The organism is Rhizobium sp. SU303 (genome assembly GCF_021052345.1).
Taxonomy (GTDB): Bacteria; Pseudomonadota; Alphaproteobacteria; order Rhizobiales; family Rhizobiaceae; genus Rhizobium; species Rhizobium laguerreae.
The window spans coordinates 4,607,821-4,621,325 of record NZ_CP088095.1 but is presented as its reverse complement, the minus strand read 5'-3'; the positions used below and the strand labels follow the sequence as shown (position 1 = coordinate 4,621,325).

14 protein-coding genes are annotated in these 13,505 nt (G+C 57.6%); 9 read left to right on the top strand and 5 right to left on the bottom strand.

Annotation, left to right across the window (positions count from 1 at the left end; translation table 11 throughout):
• Window positions 1-20: 20 nt before the first annotated feature.
• Complete coding sequence (gene secB, locus RlegSU303_RS22655; protein ID WP_003544086.1) at window positions 21-503, top strand: protein-export chaperone SecB; 483 nt, start codon at window positions 21-23, stop codon at window positions 501-503.
• A 66-nt stretch (window positions 504-569) separates the two neighbouring features.
• Here the strand turns inward: secB and dnaQ are convergent, their stop codons facing one another.
• From dnaQ to RlegSU303_RS22630, 5 genes are read right to left on the bottom strand one after another with little or no spacing between them, the layout of a single operon-like run.
• Window positions 570-1,292 (bottom strand): DNA polymerase III subunit epsilon, encoded by a 723-nt coding sequence (gene dnaQ / locus RlegSU303_RS22650; RefSeq protein ID WP_131628214.1) that lies wholly within the window; start codon window positions 1,290-1,292, stop codon window positions 570-572.
• Window positions 1,285-1,896, bottom strand: coding sequence for a dephospho-CoA kinase (gene coaE / locus RlegSU303_RS22645; protein WP_029874609.1), 612 nt, complete (start codon window positions 1,894-1,896; stop codon window positions 1,285-1,287). Before coaE ends, dnaQ begins: the two co-directional genes overlap by 8 nt.
• A complete protein-coding gene (locus tag RlegSU303_RS22640) occupies window positions 1,896-2,753 on the bottom strand; it encodes a shikimate dehydrogenase (protein WP_231283332.1) in 858 nt (285 codons plus the stop codon). Before RlegSU303_RS22640 ends, coaE begins: the two co-directional genes overlap by 1 nt.
• Window positions 2,746-3,345, bottom strand: coding sequence for a Maf-like protein (locus RlegSU303_RS22635; protein ID WP_131620085.1), 600 nt, complete (start codon window positions 3,343-3,345; stop codon window positions 2,746-2,748). The genes RlegSU303_RS22640 and RlegSU303_RS22635 overlap by 8 nt, the downstream gene beginning before the upstream one ends.
• 33 nt (window positions 3,346-3,378) lie before the next feature.
• Window positions 3,379-4,200, bottom strand: coding sequence for a pyruvate, water dikinase regulatory protein (locus RlegSU303_RS22630; protein WP_011649834.1), 822 nt, complete (start codon window positions 4,198-4,200; stop codon window positions 3,379-3,381).
• A 401-nt stretch (window positions 4,201-4,601) separates the two neighbouring features.
• Between RlegSU303_RS22630 and hemE the strand changes: the two genes are divergently transcribed.
• From hemE to RlegSU303_RS22590, 8 genes are all read left to right on the top strand, one after another.
• On the top strand, window positions 4,602-5,633 hold the full coding sequence (hemE, locus tag RlegSU303_RS22625; protein WP_131708582.1) for a uroporphyrinogen decarboxylase: 1,032 nt from the start codon (window positions 4,602-4,604) through the stop codon (window positions 5,631-5,633).
• Window positions 5,634-5,635: 2 nt separating this feature from the next.
• Window positions 5,636-6,172, top strand: coding sequence for a protoporphyrinogen oxidase HemJ (gene hemJ, locus RlegSU303_RS22620; RefSeq protein WP_043294616.1), 537 nt, complete (start codon window positions 5,636-5,638; stop codon window positions 6,170-6,172).
• A 197-nt stretch (window positions 6,173-6,369) separates the two neighbouring features.
• A complete protein-coding gene (gene rho, locus RlegSU303_RS22615) occupies window positions 6,370-7,635 on the top strand; it encodes a transcription termination factor Rho (protein ID WP_012759538.1) in 1,266 nt (421 codons plus the stop codon).
• A gap of 104 nt (window positions 7,636-7,739) precedes the next feature.
• Window positions 7,740-9,059, top strand: coding sequence for a tRNA uridine-5-carboxymethylaminomethyl(34) synthesis GTPase MnmE (mnmE, locus tag RlegSU303_RS22610; protein ID WP_231283331.1), 1,320 nt, complete (start codon window positions 7,740-7,742; stop codon window positions 9,057-9,059).
• A gap of 73 nt (window positions 9,060-9,132) precedes the next feature.
• Window positions 9,133-11,010 (top strand): tRNA uridine-5-carboxymethylaminomethyl(34) synthesis enzyme MnmG, encoded by a 1,878-nt coding sequence (gene mnmG, locus RlegSU303_RS22605; protein ID WP_231283833.1) that lies wholly within the window; start codon window positions 9,133-9,135, stop codon window positions 11,008-11,010.
• A 25-nt stretch (window positions 11,011-11,035) separates the two neighbouring features.
• Complete coding sequence (gene rsmG / locus RlegSU303_RS22600; RefSeq protein WP_131719608.1) at window positions 11,036-11,653, top strand: 16S rRNA (guanine(527)-N(7))-methyltransferase RsmG; 618 nt, start codon at window positions 11,036-11,038, stop codon at window positions 11,651-11,653.
• A 19-nt stretch (window positions 11,654-11,672) separates the two neighbouring features.
• Complete coding sequence (locus RlegSU303_RS22595; RefSeq protein WP_011654065.1) at window positions 11,673-12,467, top strand: ParA family protein; 795 nt, start codon at window positions 11,673-11,675, stop codon at window positions 12,465-12,467.
• A gap of 32 nt (window positions 12,468-12,499) precedes the next feature.
• Window positions 12,500-13,381, top strand: a complete 882-nt coding sequence (locus RlegSU303_RS22590; protein ID WP_017962618.1) for a ParB/RepB/Spo0J family partition protein — start codon at window positions 12,500-12,502, stop codon at window positions 13,379-13,381.
• Window positions 13,382-13,505: the final 124 nt, after the last annotated feature.

Here is a 13,505-nt window from a genome sequence, read left to right as displayed (position 1 = left end):
TGCCCCTCGAGGAAAAGCCAATGGCAGACGATAACAACAGCAACGGTGCGGCCAACCCCACCCTTTCGATCCTTGCGCAATATACCAAGGATCTGTCCTTCGAAAATCCCGGTGCGCCGCGTTCGCTGCAGGCCCGCGACAAGGCGCCGACGATCAACATTAATGTGAACGTCAACGCCAACCCGCTTTCCGATACGGATTTCGATGTCGTGCTGTCGCTGAATGCCGAAGCCAAGGACGGCGACAAGACGGTTTTCCATGCCGAACTCACCTATGGCGGCGTTTTCCGCGTTGCCGGTTTCCCGCAGGAACACATGCTGCCGGTTCTCTTCATCGAGTGCCCGCGCATGCTCTTCCCCTTCGCTCGTCAGATCATCGCCGACGTCACCCGCAATGGTGGTTTCCCGCCGCTGATGATCGACCCAATCGACTTCACGCAAATGTTCGCTCAGCGCGTTGCCGAAGAACAGGCCCGCGCCAAGGTTCAGGCCGTTCCGAACTGACCGGCTCTTTCTTGTCTGAGACGCGGATGCCCGGGCTGGTCCCGGGCATTTTCAATTGAGGACGGTTTAATCGAGGTTGGCGTATTTCGCCCAGACGCTTTTTTCGCCGAGCTTGGCGACGAGCGCCTCATGCGCCTGCTCCTCGATTTGGCTGAGGCGCGGGGCGAGCGGCCGCGGCCGCTCGAGCACTGAAGCAATCACCACGTCGTCTTCCATTGCCGTTTCGCCGTGGCGAGCCTGGCCCGATGTTCCTGATATGCTCAGGCCAAAGGCCGCCTGCCGGCCGCCGATCATCTCGATATAGACTTCGGCAAGCAGTTCGGAGTCGAGCAGCGCGCCGTGTTTGGTGCGGTGCGAATTATCGATGCCGTAGCGCCGGCAAAGCGCATCGAGCGAATTCGGCCCCATCGGGTGTTTGCGCCGCGCCATCGACAGCGTGTCGAGCACCCGTTCCGGCAGGATTGGCGGCAAACCGATCCGCGCGAATTCGGCGTTGATGAAGCCCATATCGAAGGTGGCGTTATGGGCAATCCACTTCGCATCGCCGAAGAAGGCGAGGATTTCTTCGGCAACGTCCGCGAAAGGCTGCTTGTCCTTCAGGAATTCATCGGTAATGCCGTGCACGGCGAGCGCATCCGGATGAACCTTCTGATCTCCAGGATTGATGAAGATATGAATCGTGTTGCCCGTGGGGAAATGATTGAAGAGCTCGATGCCGCCGATTTCGATGATGCGGTCGGCGCGGTTGTCGAGGCCGGTTGTTTCCGTATCGAAGATGATCTCACGCATTCCGGAAATCTCCCTTGGCAATCCGCGTTTTCAGGTCGGCGACGATCTCGAACACCCGTTCCCTCGTCGTCGCGATACTGTGACTGGTGTCGATCAGATAATCGGCCCGCCGCCGTTTTTCCGTGTCCGGTGTCTGGCGTGAAAGAATCATGTCGAATTTTTCCTCGGTCATGCCTTCGCGCGCAAGCACCCTTTGGCGCTGAATCTGTGGATCAGTGCTGACGACGACGATGACATCCACTCTTGCCTCGGCGCCGGTTTCGAAAAGTAATGGAATATCGAGCAATACCATGTCGGCGCCGGCGGCACGTTGCCGCTTCAGAAATTCCGTCTCGCGTTTGCGAACCAGCGGATGGACGATCGCTTCCAGGCGTTTGAAGCCGTCAGGATCAAGAGCGAGCTGGCGGCCGAGTTCACGCCGGTCGACTGCTCCATCCTTCATCGTGCCGGGGAAAGCGGCATTCACCAGGGGCGCAGCCTCGCCGGCATAGAGATCGTGGACTACGGCATCCGAATCATTCACCGGGATTCCGGCGTCGGCGAAGAGCTTTGCCGCTGTCGATTTTCCCATTCCGATGGAGCCGGTGAGGCCGATCTTCAGCATCAGTGTGCTTCCATATCCGCGATGATGAGCGCGCGCAGCGCCGCGTCGACGATGGGACGCTGGCCGAACCATTTCTCGAATCCGGGCACGGCCTGGTGCAAGAGCATGCCGAGACCATCGACGATGGGAAATCCTTGCTCTTCGGCCTGCGTCAGGATCGGCGTCTTCAAGGGCACATAGACGATATCGGTGACAACGGCATCGGCTGCAAGAGGCGAGAAGTCGAGTTGCGGCGCCGGCTCGCCGTCCATGCCGAGCGAGGTGGTATTGATGAAGAGGCCGGCCCCTTTCATGACTTCGGCAAGCGCCCCGGCCGGATGGGCCTGGACACGCGGGCCAAAACGATCCGCGAGCTCATGCGCGCGTTCGACGGTGCGGTTGACGACGTGGATTTCCTTGAAACCGCGATCACGGACCGCCTGGATAATCGCCCGGCTGGCGCCGCCGGCGCCAAAGACGACGGCCGTGGAATGCCGGTCCCAGCCCGGATGGCGTTCGTCGAGATTGGCGATGAAGCCCTGACCGTCGGTATTCGTCGCATGCAGGGCGCCATCCTCCCGCCAGAGTGTGTTCGAGGCGCCGAGTTCGGACGATAGCGCGTCCGGCTTGTCGGCGAGCCGGAACGCCAGTTCCTTGTGAGGAATGGTGACATTGCCTCCGGTAAAACCGGAACTACCATCCTTCAACGAGTGAATGAAATCAGCAAAGGCCTCGGGTGCCACTTCATGAGCGCGGTAGCTGCCCGGCAGGCCGAGCGTCTTCAACCAATATCCGTGGATCAATGGCGAGCGCGAATGCTTGATGGGAAAGCCGGCGACAAAGGCCCTCGGCCCCAATGTTTCACGTGAATCACCCATCGATCGCTCCGAGTTCTCGCAATTTTTTTAAGAGCGGCAGCATCGGCAGGCCGAGAATGGTGAAATAATCACCCTCGATCTTTTCGAAGAGCTGGATGCCCTCCCCCTCCAATTGATAGGCGCCGACGCTGGAAAGCGCGCTTTCGCCAACCCGCGCCAGATGTCTGGCGATGAACTCCACCGTCAGCGGCCGCATCGTCAATTCCGCATGCGCAAGATGTTCCCACAAGACCACGCCGTGGCTTACGATCGCTACGGCGCTGTTCAATCGGTGGGTTACGCCGGAAAGAGCTTGAAGATGGCTAGCCGCGTCGGCCATGTCTTTCGGCTTGTGGAAGACGCTGTCACCGAGCGACATTGTTTGATCCGAACCGATGACCAGGCTATCCGGAAAACGGCTGCTGACTTCTTCGGCCTTGGCCCTGGCCAGCACGAGGGCCACGGCATCAGGCTTAGCGCCGGCTTTTTCCAGCGGCGCTTCGACGGCCCGTTCATCGATCCTTGCGGCATGCGCCTCGAAGGACAGACCGGCATTTTCCATCAGCATCCGGCGAAAGGGGCTCGACGATGCAAGGATGAGTTTCGGCGTCATGGGTTCCTCGGCGTGCCGGCTTTTCGTCAGCGCTTAGCGCAGCTTCGGCCGCAGGGCAACGATTGCCGCGGCTGTTTCCTCGATTGAGCGGCGGGTGACGTCGATCAACGGCCAGTTATGACGGGCGCAAAGCGAGCGGGCATATTTCAGCTCCTCCGAAATCGCAGCGCGATCGGTGTAGTGTTCGCGATCGAAGCCCTGCGTCACCCCGAGCACACGATTTTCCCGCACCTGGGAAATACGGTCGGTGGTGGCGATCAGGCAGACGATCAGCGGTTTGCTCGCCACGAAGAGGCTCTCGGGCAATGGCACGCCATAAACGATCGGAATGTTCGCCGTCTTGATGCCTCGGTTGGCAAGATAGATGCTGGTCGGTGTTTTCGACGTACGGCTGATGCCGATGATCACGACATCGGCATCGTTGTAATCGTCGGGCATTTGGCCGTCGTCGTGATCCATCGTGAAATTAAGCGCTTCAATGCGCGCAAAGTAGCCGGCATTCATCACATGCTGGGCCCCGACACGACGGCGAGACGGGGCGCCGAGATAGATCTGGAAGGCATTCATCACCGGCTCCAGCACATTCACCGAGGCGACTCCCATCTCGATGCAGCGCTCATCGATGAGGCTTGCAAGCTCCCGGTCGACGATGGTGTAGAGCACGATGCCGGGTGCGTCATCGATCGCTTGGAGTACCGGCAGCAGCTGCTTGCGATTGCGGATCAGCGGATAGACATGTTCGATCGGCTGCGCCGATCTGAACTGCGCCGACGCGGCGCGCCCGGCGGAGATCAGAGTCTCTCCCGTTGAGTCAGAAATCAGATGCAGATGAAAGAAGTTCGTTCTGTTCTCCACGCTATTTTCCGCTGCCTGTTGAAAACACTGGATGAAACAGAGCTACGGCCACGAGGCAGTCTCGGGCAAGGGAAAACATGCCTCCTTATCCACATTTCGGATTCTGCGGATCGGTTTCGATTGGCCCTGTGGAAGATGGGGAAGAGATCTATTTCCTTAAAGCTCGTCCACAGCCTATCCACAGCTATGAGAAAAGGGGCCGATCCGGAAGGATCTGGAATCACTTTCAGATTCGGCTTCTACCCGAAATTCGGGCGAGATGGACAAATTCTTCCGATGTTGTTTTGCCGGCGCGCGACAAATGGCATCGGCAGTGGATGGATTTTAATCCTTGATAGTCACCGACTCTAAGAAATAGAAACCTTTTAAAATATCTTTGTTTTATTATAGGGAAGAAGCGCTTGAGCGATATGCGCCGAAAGATCATGAGGGTTTTGAGTGGCGAGAGCCTCTCCCCTCCTCCTCTCTGGCTGATGAGACAGGCAGGACGTTATCTCCCGGAATATCGGGAGACGCGGGCAAAGGCAGGGAGTTTTCTTGATCTCTGCTACACGCCTGAGCACGCCGTCGAAGTGACATTGCAGCCTATCCGTCGCTATGGCTTCGATGCGGCCATTCTGTTTTCCGACATCCTGGTCATTCCGGATGCAATGAAGCGGAATGTACGGTTCACCGAGGGTCGTGGCCCGGAGATGGATCCGATCGATGAAGCGGGTATCGGCAGTTTGAACGGCGAAGAGGTTGTCGACTATCTCAGGCCGGTTCTGGAGACGGTGCGGCGGCTACGTGAAGAACTGCCAGTGGAGACGACGCTGCTCGGCTTCTGCGGCGCGCCATGGACGGTAGCGACCTACATGATCGCCGGTCACGGCACGCCAGATCAGGCCCCTGCCCGTCTCTTCGCCTACAAGCATCCCCGCGCTTTCGAGCATCTGCTGATGCTGCTTGCCGACGTATCGGCCGATTATCTCGTCGCACAGATCGATGCCGGCGCCGATGCCGTGCAGATCTTTGATTCCTGGGCAGGTGTTCTCGGCGAGAAGGAGTTTGAAGCATTCGCGATCAGGCCGGTTGCGCGGATGATCGCTTCGGTCAAATCACAACGGCCACATGCTCGCATCATCGCTTTTGCCAAGGGCGCCGGCTACCAGCTGAAAACCTATCGCCAGAAGACGGGCGCAGATGCAATCGGCCTCGACTGGTCGGTTCCGCTGGCCTTTGCAGCCGAACTTCAGAAAGACGGACCGGTTCAAGGCAACCTCGATCCGATGCGCGTCGTTGCCGGCGGCCGGGCGCTGGAGGAAGGCATCGACGATATTCTGCAGCATCTCGGCAATGGTCCGCTGATCTTCAATCTCGGTCACGGCATTACACCGCAGGCCGATCCCGAGCATGTGCGTCTGCTGGTGGATCGTGTGCGAGGCGGGGCGTGACGATGGAAAAGCAGACCGATCGAAGGTCTGGCGCTTACGCCCGGCGTCGGGCTCATTTTGCGCTGGCCTTCTTCGCGCTGATGGCGGTCGGACTTTTCGCCTGGAATCCCGATAATCTCTACCTCTGGATCAAGGCGCTGCATATCATCGCGGTCATTTCCTGGATGGCCGGGCTGTTCTATATGCCGCGGCTGTTCATCTATCACACCGATGCGGAGCCCGGCTCGGTGCAATCAGAAACCTTCAAGGTGATGGAGCGCCGGCTGCTTCGAATCATCATGACGCCGGCGATGATGTTGACGTGGATTTTCGGCCTCTATCTCGCCTGGTCGGTTTATGGATTCCAGGGCGGCTGGCTGCATGCCAAGATCGGTCTCGTCGTATTGCTGACCGCTGTTCATATGTTCTTCAGCCGCGCCGCCGGAGCGTTTGAGCGGGATGAAAACCGCCGCTCGGCGCGTTATTGGCGGTTCATGAACGAGGCCCCGACAGTGCTGATGATCCTGATCGTCATCCTCGTCGTGGTGAAGCCGTTCTGAGGAAGATCGTCCTCAGGTTAAATTTGCTTCATTTTAAGCAGCCCTCTTGCGGCAGCGATTGCGAGTCGCTATTTTCCGCGCATCTCATCTACGTGGCATGTGTGTAGAGTTCAGTCGTCTGCGAGCCCTTTCGCGGTACCGAATACGACCCAACATCGCCTTTCCCCTTTGAAATTAAAAAGAGTATTGGTCACTTCATGGCTGAAATGAAGCTTCAGGAACTTAAGAGTAAATCCCCGACGGATCTGCTGGCATTTGCCGAATCGCTCGAGGTCGAGAACGCAAGCACGATGCGCAAGCAGGAACTGATGTTTGCGATCCTCAAGATGCTTGCCAGCCAGGATGTCGAAATCATCGGCGAAGGTGTCGTCGAAGTACTGCAGGACGGTTTCGGCTTCCTGCGGTCGCCCAATGCAAACTACCTACCGGGCCCGGATGATATTTATATCTCCCCCTCGCAGATCCGCCGTTTCTCGCTGAAAACCGGCGATACCGTCGAAGGCCCGATCCGTGGACCAAAGGAAGGCGAGCGCTATTTCGCGCTGCTCAAGGTCAACACCATCAATTTCGACGATCCCGAACAGATCCGGCACAAGGTCCATTTCGACAATTTGACGCCGCTCTATCCGAACGAGCGCTTCAAGATGGAACTCGATATTCCGACGACCAAGGATCTGTCGCCACGTGTGATCGACCTCGTGGCGCCGCTCGGCAAGGGCCAGCGTGGATTGATCGTCGCGCCGCCGCGTACCGGTAAAACCGTGTTGTTGCAGAACATTGCGCATTCGATCACAGCCAATCATCCGGAGTGCTATCTGATCGTCCTGCTGATCGATGAGCGCCCCGAAGAAGTGACCGACATGCAGCGCTCGGTTCGCGGCGAGGTTATCTCCTCGACCTTCGACGAACCAGCCGTCCGTCACGTGCAGGTGGCTGAGATGGTCATCGAGAAAGCCAAGCGCCTTGTCGAACACGGACGCGACGTTGTCATCCTGCTCGATTCGATCACCCGCTTGGGCCGTGCCTATAACACGGTCGTTCCCTCCTCAGGCAAGGTCCTGACTGGCGGTGTGGACGCCAACGCTCTGCAGCGGCCGAAGCGCTTCTTCGGCGCGGCGCGTAACATCGAGGAAGGCGGCTCTTTGACGATCATCGCGACGGCGCTGATCGATACCGGCAGTCGCATGGACGAAGTGATCTTCGAAGAATTCAAGGGCACGGGCAACTCCGAAATCGTCCTCGATCGCAAGGTCGCCGATAAGCGCATCTTCCCGGCGATGGACATCCTGAAGTCCGGTACGCGCAAGGAGGACCTTCTGGTTCCGCGCCAGGATCTGCAGAAGATTTTCGTGCTCCGCCGCATCCTTGCTCCGATGGGCACGACCGATGCGGTCGAATTCCTGATCGACAAGCTCAAGCAGACGAAGAACAATTCCGACTTCTTCGAATCGATGAACACATAATCCTTAGCCGGATTCACCCCTTAAAGCTGGAGGCATCTCGCGATGCCGCCAGCTTTTCTATTTGAGAGGAATCGATTTCGATTCCAACCGATGAACGAGGCGATATGGCCATGTTGAACGATACCATATATGCACTATCGAGCGGCGCCCTGCCTTCGGGTGTTTCTGTCGTTCGAATCAGCGGCCCGCTGACCAGAGACATATTGGTGAAGCTCGTCGGATCCGTTCCGGCAGCCCGGTATGCGTCTTACCGAACGATTCGGACTCGTAACAATAAGCCGATCGATAGCGGCCTGGTGCTGTTTTTTCCTGCTCCGAATTCGTTTACCGGCGAGGATGTTGCCGAGCTGCAGATCCACGGCAGCAGAGCCGTGCTAGCGGCGCTGTTTCAGGCCCTTGGCGATATTCCGGGCGTGCGGATGGCGGTCGAGGGTGAGTTCTCCCGCCGGGCTTTCGAGAACGGCAAACTTGATCTGGTCGAGGTGGAAGGGCTGGCCGATCTCATTGGCGCCGAGACCGAAATGCAAAGACGCCTTGCGGTCGAACATAGCGCAGGCGGGCTTTCCGCAATTTACGATTCGTGGGCGGAACGATTGACGCGCGCCCGCGCGCTGATCGAGGCGGAACTTGATTTCCCCGACGAGGATGACGTTCCAGGGTCGGTATCGGATGCGGTCTGGGCCGATATGGCGAAGCTTCGCAGCGATATCGAGGATCACCTGGCGGCAGCTTCGGCCGGCGAGATTATCCGAGACGGCTTCAAGGTGGTCATCGCCGGTGCTCCGAACGCTGGAAAATCGAGCCTGTTGAACGCTTTGGCGCGTCGAGACGTCGCAATCGTGACGGAGATTGCCGGAACCACCCGCGATGTCCTGCAGGTTGATCTCGACATTGATGGTTACCTGATCAAGCTCTATGACACTGCGGGTCTTCGCGAGGCGGACGACAAAGTCGAAATGGAAGGTGTGCGGCGCGCGCGCGTGGCACTACGTGATGCCGATCTTGTCCTGCTGCTCATCGACATGACGAAACCTCTGATTCCCGACGACTTGGAGCAGTCCTCTCTGCATGTTACTGTCGGGACAAAGAAGGATCTGACCGAAATCGCTTCGGGTCGGTATGATCTGCAGATTTCGACCGCGACGGGTGACGGTCTGCCGGAATTGCGGCGGTTGATCGGCGATATCGTTGAGAGACGTTTTGCCGGCCTGTCTATGGCAATTCCCAGCCGGCAGCGGCATAAGGATTCGCTCACGAAATGTTTGGCGGCGCTTGATGCGGCCACATCGCAGCCGGATGTGAATCTTGAACTGCGGACCGAGCAGCTGCGAATTGCCGCGGAGTATTTGGGTAGAATTACCGGACGAGTGGATGTCGAACAATTGCTCGGGGTGATCTTCTCGGAGTTTTGTATTGGCAAATGATTCACGTGAAACCTTTGGAGCCAAAGGCCTGCACGGTTTCACCTCAAACGCCTGCCGGATATGGAGTCTTGAATTGACGGATAATGTCTTCGACGTGATTGTGATCGGTGGCGGCCATGCGGGGTCGGAGGCTGCCAGCGCAGCTGCGCGCCTCGGGGCAAAAACCGCTCTGATTACGCATAGGCGGGACACGATCGGGGTCATGTCCTGTAATCCGGCGATTGGCGGGCTGGGCAAGGGCCATCTTGTTCGGGAGATCGATGCGATGGACGGCCTTATGGGTTGGGTCGCCGACGTTGCAGGCATTCAATTCAGGATGCTCAACAAGAAGAAAGGCGCGGCTGTCCGAGGACCGCGGACGCAGGCTGATCGAAAGCTCTATCGCCTGGCGATGCTGGCGGCGATCGAAGCGACGCCGAACTTGGATATCATCGAGGCCGATGCGTTTGATCTGGACGTTGTCGATGGTTGCGTTGCCGGCGTGATCATGAAGGATGGTCAGGCCCTGAAAGCGCCGGCGGTGGTTTTGACCACTGGAACGTTTCTGCGCGGTCTTATTCATATCGGGTCGGAAAAGACACCGGCCGGGCGTGTCGGTGAGGCGCCGTCGATCGGATTGTCTGCGACTCTCGCCCGCCTTGGGCTGCGGCTGGGACGTCTGAAGACCGGCACACCCGCCCGGCTGGACGGAAAGACGATCGACTGGCAATCCATCGGTCGACAGGGGGCTGACGAGGAGCTTGTCCCCTTTTCCTTTATGACAGACACGATTACCACGCCACAAATCGAATGCGGGGTCACCAGGACGACCGAAGCGACCCACCGCATCATTGTCGACAACATCATGCGCTCGGCAATGTATTCTGGGCAGATCGAAGGCGTCGGGCCTCGTTATTGCCCGTCAATCGAAGACAAGCTGGTGAAATTCGGAGAGCGGGATGGACATCAGGTCTTTCTCGAACCCGAGGGACTGGACGATGACACGGTCTATCCGAACGGGATTTCGACCTCCTTGCCGGCGGAGGTGCAGGCCGACTTCATCAAAACCATTCCCGGCCTCGAAGCGGCAAGAATACTGCAACCGGGCTATGCGATCGAATATGATCATGTCGATCCGAGAGAGCTGACTCCATCGCTGGAGGTCAAACGGCTGAGAGGCTTGTTTCTGGCAGGCCAGATCAACGGCACCACCGGATATGAAGAGGCGGCCGCGCAGGGGCTGGCAGCGGGGCTGAATGCCGCATTGCGAAGCAGCGATTCGGATCCGTTCCATTTTAGCCGGACGAGTTCTTATATTGGCGTCATGATCGACGATCTCACGTCGCGAGGCGTTACGGAGCCGTATCGAATGTTTACATCGCGTGCGGAGTATCGGCTGAGTTTGCGGGCTGACAACGCCGATATGCGCTTGACGCCGCTGGCCATGCGGCTTGGCTGCGTCAGTGACGCGCGCATACAGCGATTCACATCCTATCAAGCAGAGATCGAAACCAGTCGGGCGCTGTTGCAGTCGCTGGCGGTTACACCGAATGAGGCGCGTCGCGCGGGCTTGAATATCAATCTCGATGGGCAGCGCCGAACCGCGTATGATTTATTGTCCTATCCGAATTATGATTTCGCCGCGCTCCGGCATGTTTGGCCGGAGAAGCTCGACATGATTGGACGGAAAGTTGCGGAGGCGCTGGAAATCGAGGCAGGCTATTCGGTTTATCTCGATCGACAAGCCTCGGCGATTGCCGATCAGCAACGCGACGAGGAGCGGCAGATACCGCTTGATTTCAGCTATGACGCACTGTCCGGTCTCTCGAACGAGCTGAAGGTCAAACTCAGTGCTGCTCGCCCCTTCAATATCGCCCAGGCTGCAATCGTTGAAGGGATGACACCGGCGGCAATCGCGTTGCTGCTCGTGCACTTGCGTCGACTATCCTCTGCCGAGCGCCATAGCGCTTGATTACAAGATTTGAGAGTCTTTCAGAATGGAATTAAACGGTTTGCGTGTTTCACGTGAAACACAGGAACGGTTGCAACACTTTGCAGCGCTGTTTCAGAAGTGGGCAAAAGCAATCAATCTGGTGGCGCCGTCGACACTGGATGATCTGTGGCACCGGCACATCGCTGATAGCAGCCAGGTCTTTCAGATTCATCCTCAACCGATTACCTGGGTTGACCTCGGCAGTGGGGGCGGCTTTCCCGGCATTATTACGGCGATTTTTTTGGCCGAGCTGCAAGGTGGATGGGTCCATCTGGTCGAAAGCAACCATAAAAAGGCAGCGTTTCTGCGGACAGCGCTGCGGGAGACACATGCGCGCGGCAGCGTCCATAGCATTCGAATCGAAGATGCTTATACGGAGGTTGGTGAATGTGGTGCGATTTCAGCGCGCGCCCTTGCGGATCTTGATGGGCTCATCGGTTATTCATCCCCCTGGATGCTTGGTAAGGAAAATTGTCGTGGCTTCTTTCACAAAGGCCGGGATTACCTCAGGGAAATTGACAAAGCACGTGGTCGGTGGGAATTCGATCTGTTAGAACATAAGAGCGCCGTCGAGCAGGAATCTGTCATTTTGGAAATATCAAATCTCCGGCGCTTGGTTTAACAGATCGGATATTGCGGCAATGGCTGGCGAACGACATCGGATTATCACCATCGCAAATCAGAAAGGTGGCGTTGGCAAGACGACCACAGCAATCAATCTGGCAACGGCACTTGCTGCTATCGGCGAGCGCGTCCTGATCGTCGATCTCGACCCGCAGGGCAATGCCAGCACAGGCCTCGGTATCGATCGTCGTGATCGCAAGCTTTCCTCCTACGATCTGATGGTCGGTGATCGCGGGATTCCCGAAGTGACTCTCGAAACGGCGGTTCCCAATCTGTTTATCGTCCCGTCGACGATGGATCTTCTTGGCATCGAGATGGAAATCTCGCAGCAGAGCGATCGGGTGTTTAAATTGCGGAAAGCGCTGTCGTCGCCCGAAGCCATGGCGTTTTCTTATATTCTTCTGGATTGCCCGCCGTCGTTCAATCTGCTGACGATGAATGCTATGGCGGCGGCGCATTCGGTCTTGGTGCCGCTGCAATGTGAATTTTTTGCGCTGGAGGGGTTGAGCCAGCTGCTTGAGACCGTCAGCCAGGTTCGGCGGACGGTGAACCCGCGTCTGGATATTCAGGGTATTGTCTTGACGATGTTCGATGCGCGCAACAATCTTGCCCAGCAGGTTGTCAATGACGTGCGTACGCATCTCGGGGACAAGGTTTACCACACGTTAATTCCGCGCAACGTCCGGGTTTCCGAGGCTCCGTCCTACGGAAAGCCGGCTATTCTCTATGACTTGAAGTGCGCGGGCAGTCAGGCCTATCTGCAGCTGGCCTCCGAGGTCATCCAGCGAGAACGGCAAAGACTGGCCGCGTGATGTCATTTTAGGGGTGTAGGTGAGTGTAGATCATGAATGACGATGTATCAAAGAGGCGATTGGGCCGCGGCCTTGCGGCGCTGATTGGTGAAATGGATCAGCCTGTCCCGGTGGAAGCCGAGCGGACTATCAGCGCCGACAGAATGATCCCGATCGAGTTCGTCAGCCGCAACCCCCGCAATCCCCGTCGGTTCTTCGATGACTCGGAGCTGCACGATCTCGCAAGCTCCATTCGTCAACACGGTATCGTTCAGCCGATTGTTGTGCGGACGATGTCGCGGGATCGATATGAGATCATCGCCGGCGAACGACGCTGGCGCGCAGCGCAGCTTGCCGGGCTGATCGAGATTCCGGTCATTATCCGTGATGTGGATGATAAGACGGCGTTGGAAATCGCCATTGTTGAAAACGTGCAGCGCGCGGATCTCAATGCCCTCGAAGAGGCCTTGGGCTATGAGCAGCTGATCGCGGAATACGGCTACACCCAGAACGACCTCGGCGAAATTATCGGTAAAAGCCGCAGCCATGTTGCCAACTCGTTGCGCCTGTTGAAATTGCCTGATCCGGTTCGCGATCTGCTTGCTGCCGGCAGTCTATCGGCTGGCCACGCGCGCGCACTGGTTTCGACATCCGATCCGGCAAGTCTTGCCCGTACGATCGTTGCCAAGGGCATGTCGGTGCGTGATGCGGAAAAGCTGGCGCAAAACAATATCAAGGCCCAATCGGAGCCGCAGCAGGCGGCCTTGCGGCGAGATCAGAAAGATTCAGACACGCTGGCGCTGGAACGGACACTTTCCGATGCGCTCGGCCTTGATGTTGCGATCAATCACAAGGCAAGCGGCGGTCAGATCAAAATTTCCTATAAGTCGCTAGAGCAGCTCGAGGAAATCTGCCGCTTGCTCGAGAGGCGCTAGAACAGGATGATTTTAGGCCGGGTCGGCCTAAAATCTGAATCCTGTTCTACATTATACAGTCAGAGCATGATGTCGTCCGAAAACCGCTCACACTTTTCGGCATCATGCTCTAGAGCACCGACGC

Coding starts and splice junctions, on each gene's coding strand:
- secB (WP_003544086.1), top strand. CDS start 21: ATGGCAGACGATAACAACAGCAACGGTGCGGCCAACCCCACCCTTTCG.
- dnaQ (WP_131628214.1), bottom strand. CDS start 1,292: ATGCGTGAGATCATCTTCGATACGGAAACAACCGGCCTCGACAACCGC.
- coaE (WP_029874609.1), bottom strand. CDS start 1,896: ATGCTGAAGATCGGCCTCACCGGCTCCATCGGAATGGGAAAATCGACA.
- RlegSU303_RS22640 (WP_231283332.1), bottom strand. CDS start 2,753: ATGGGTGATTCACGTGAAACATTGGGGCCGAGGGCCTTTGTCGCCGGC.
- RlegSU303_RS22635 (WP_131620085.1), bottom strand. CDS start 3,345: ATGACGCCGAAACTCATCCTTGCATCGTCGAGCCCCTTTCGCCGGATG.
- hemJ (WP_043294616.1), top strand. CDS start 5,636: ATGGAAAAGCAGACCGATCGAAGGTCTGGCGCTTACGCCCGGCGTCGG.
- rho (WP_012759538.1), top strand. CDS start 6,370: ATGGCTGAAATGAAGCTTCAGGAACTTAAGAGTAAATCCCCGACGGAT.
- mnmE (WP_231283331.1), top strand. CDS start 7,740: ATGGCCATGTTGAACGATACCATATATGCACTATCGAGCGGCGCCCTG.
- rsmG (WP_131719608.1), top strand. CDS start 11,036: ATGGAATTAAACGGTTTGCGTGTTTCACGTGAAACACAGGAACGGTTG.
- RlegSU303_RS22595 (WP_011654065.1), top strand. CDS start 11,673: ATGGCTGGCGAACGACATCGGATTATCACCATCGCAAATCAGAAAGGT.
- RlegSU303_RS22590 (WP_017962618.1), top strand. CDS start 12,500: ATGAATGACGATGTATCAAAGAGGCGATTGGGCCGCGGCCTTGCGGCG.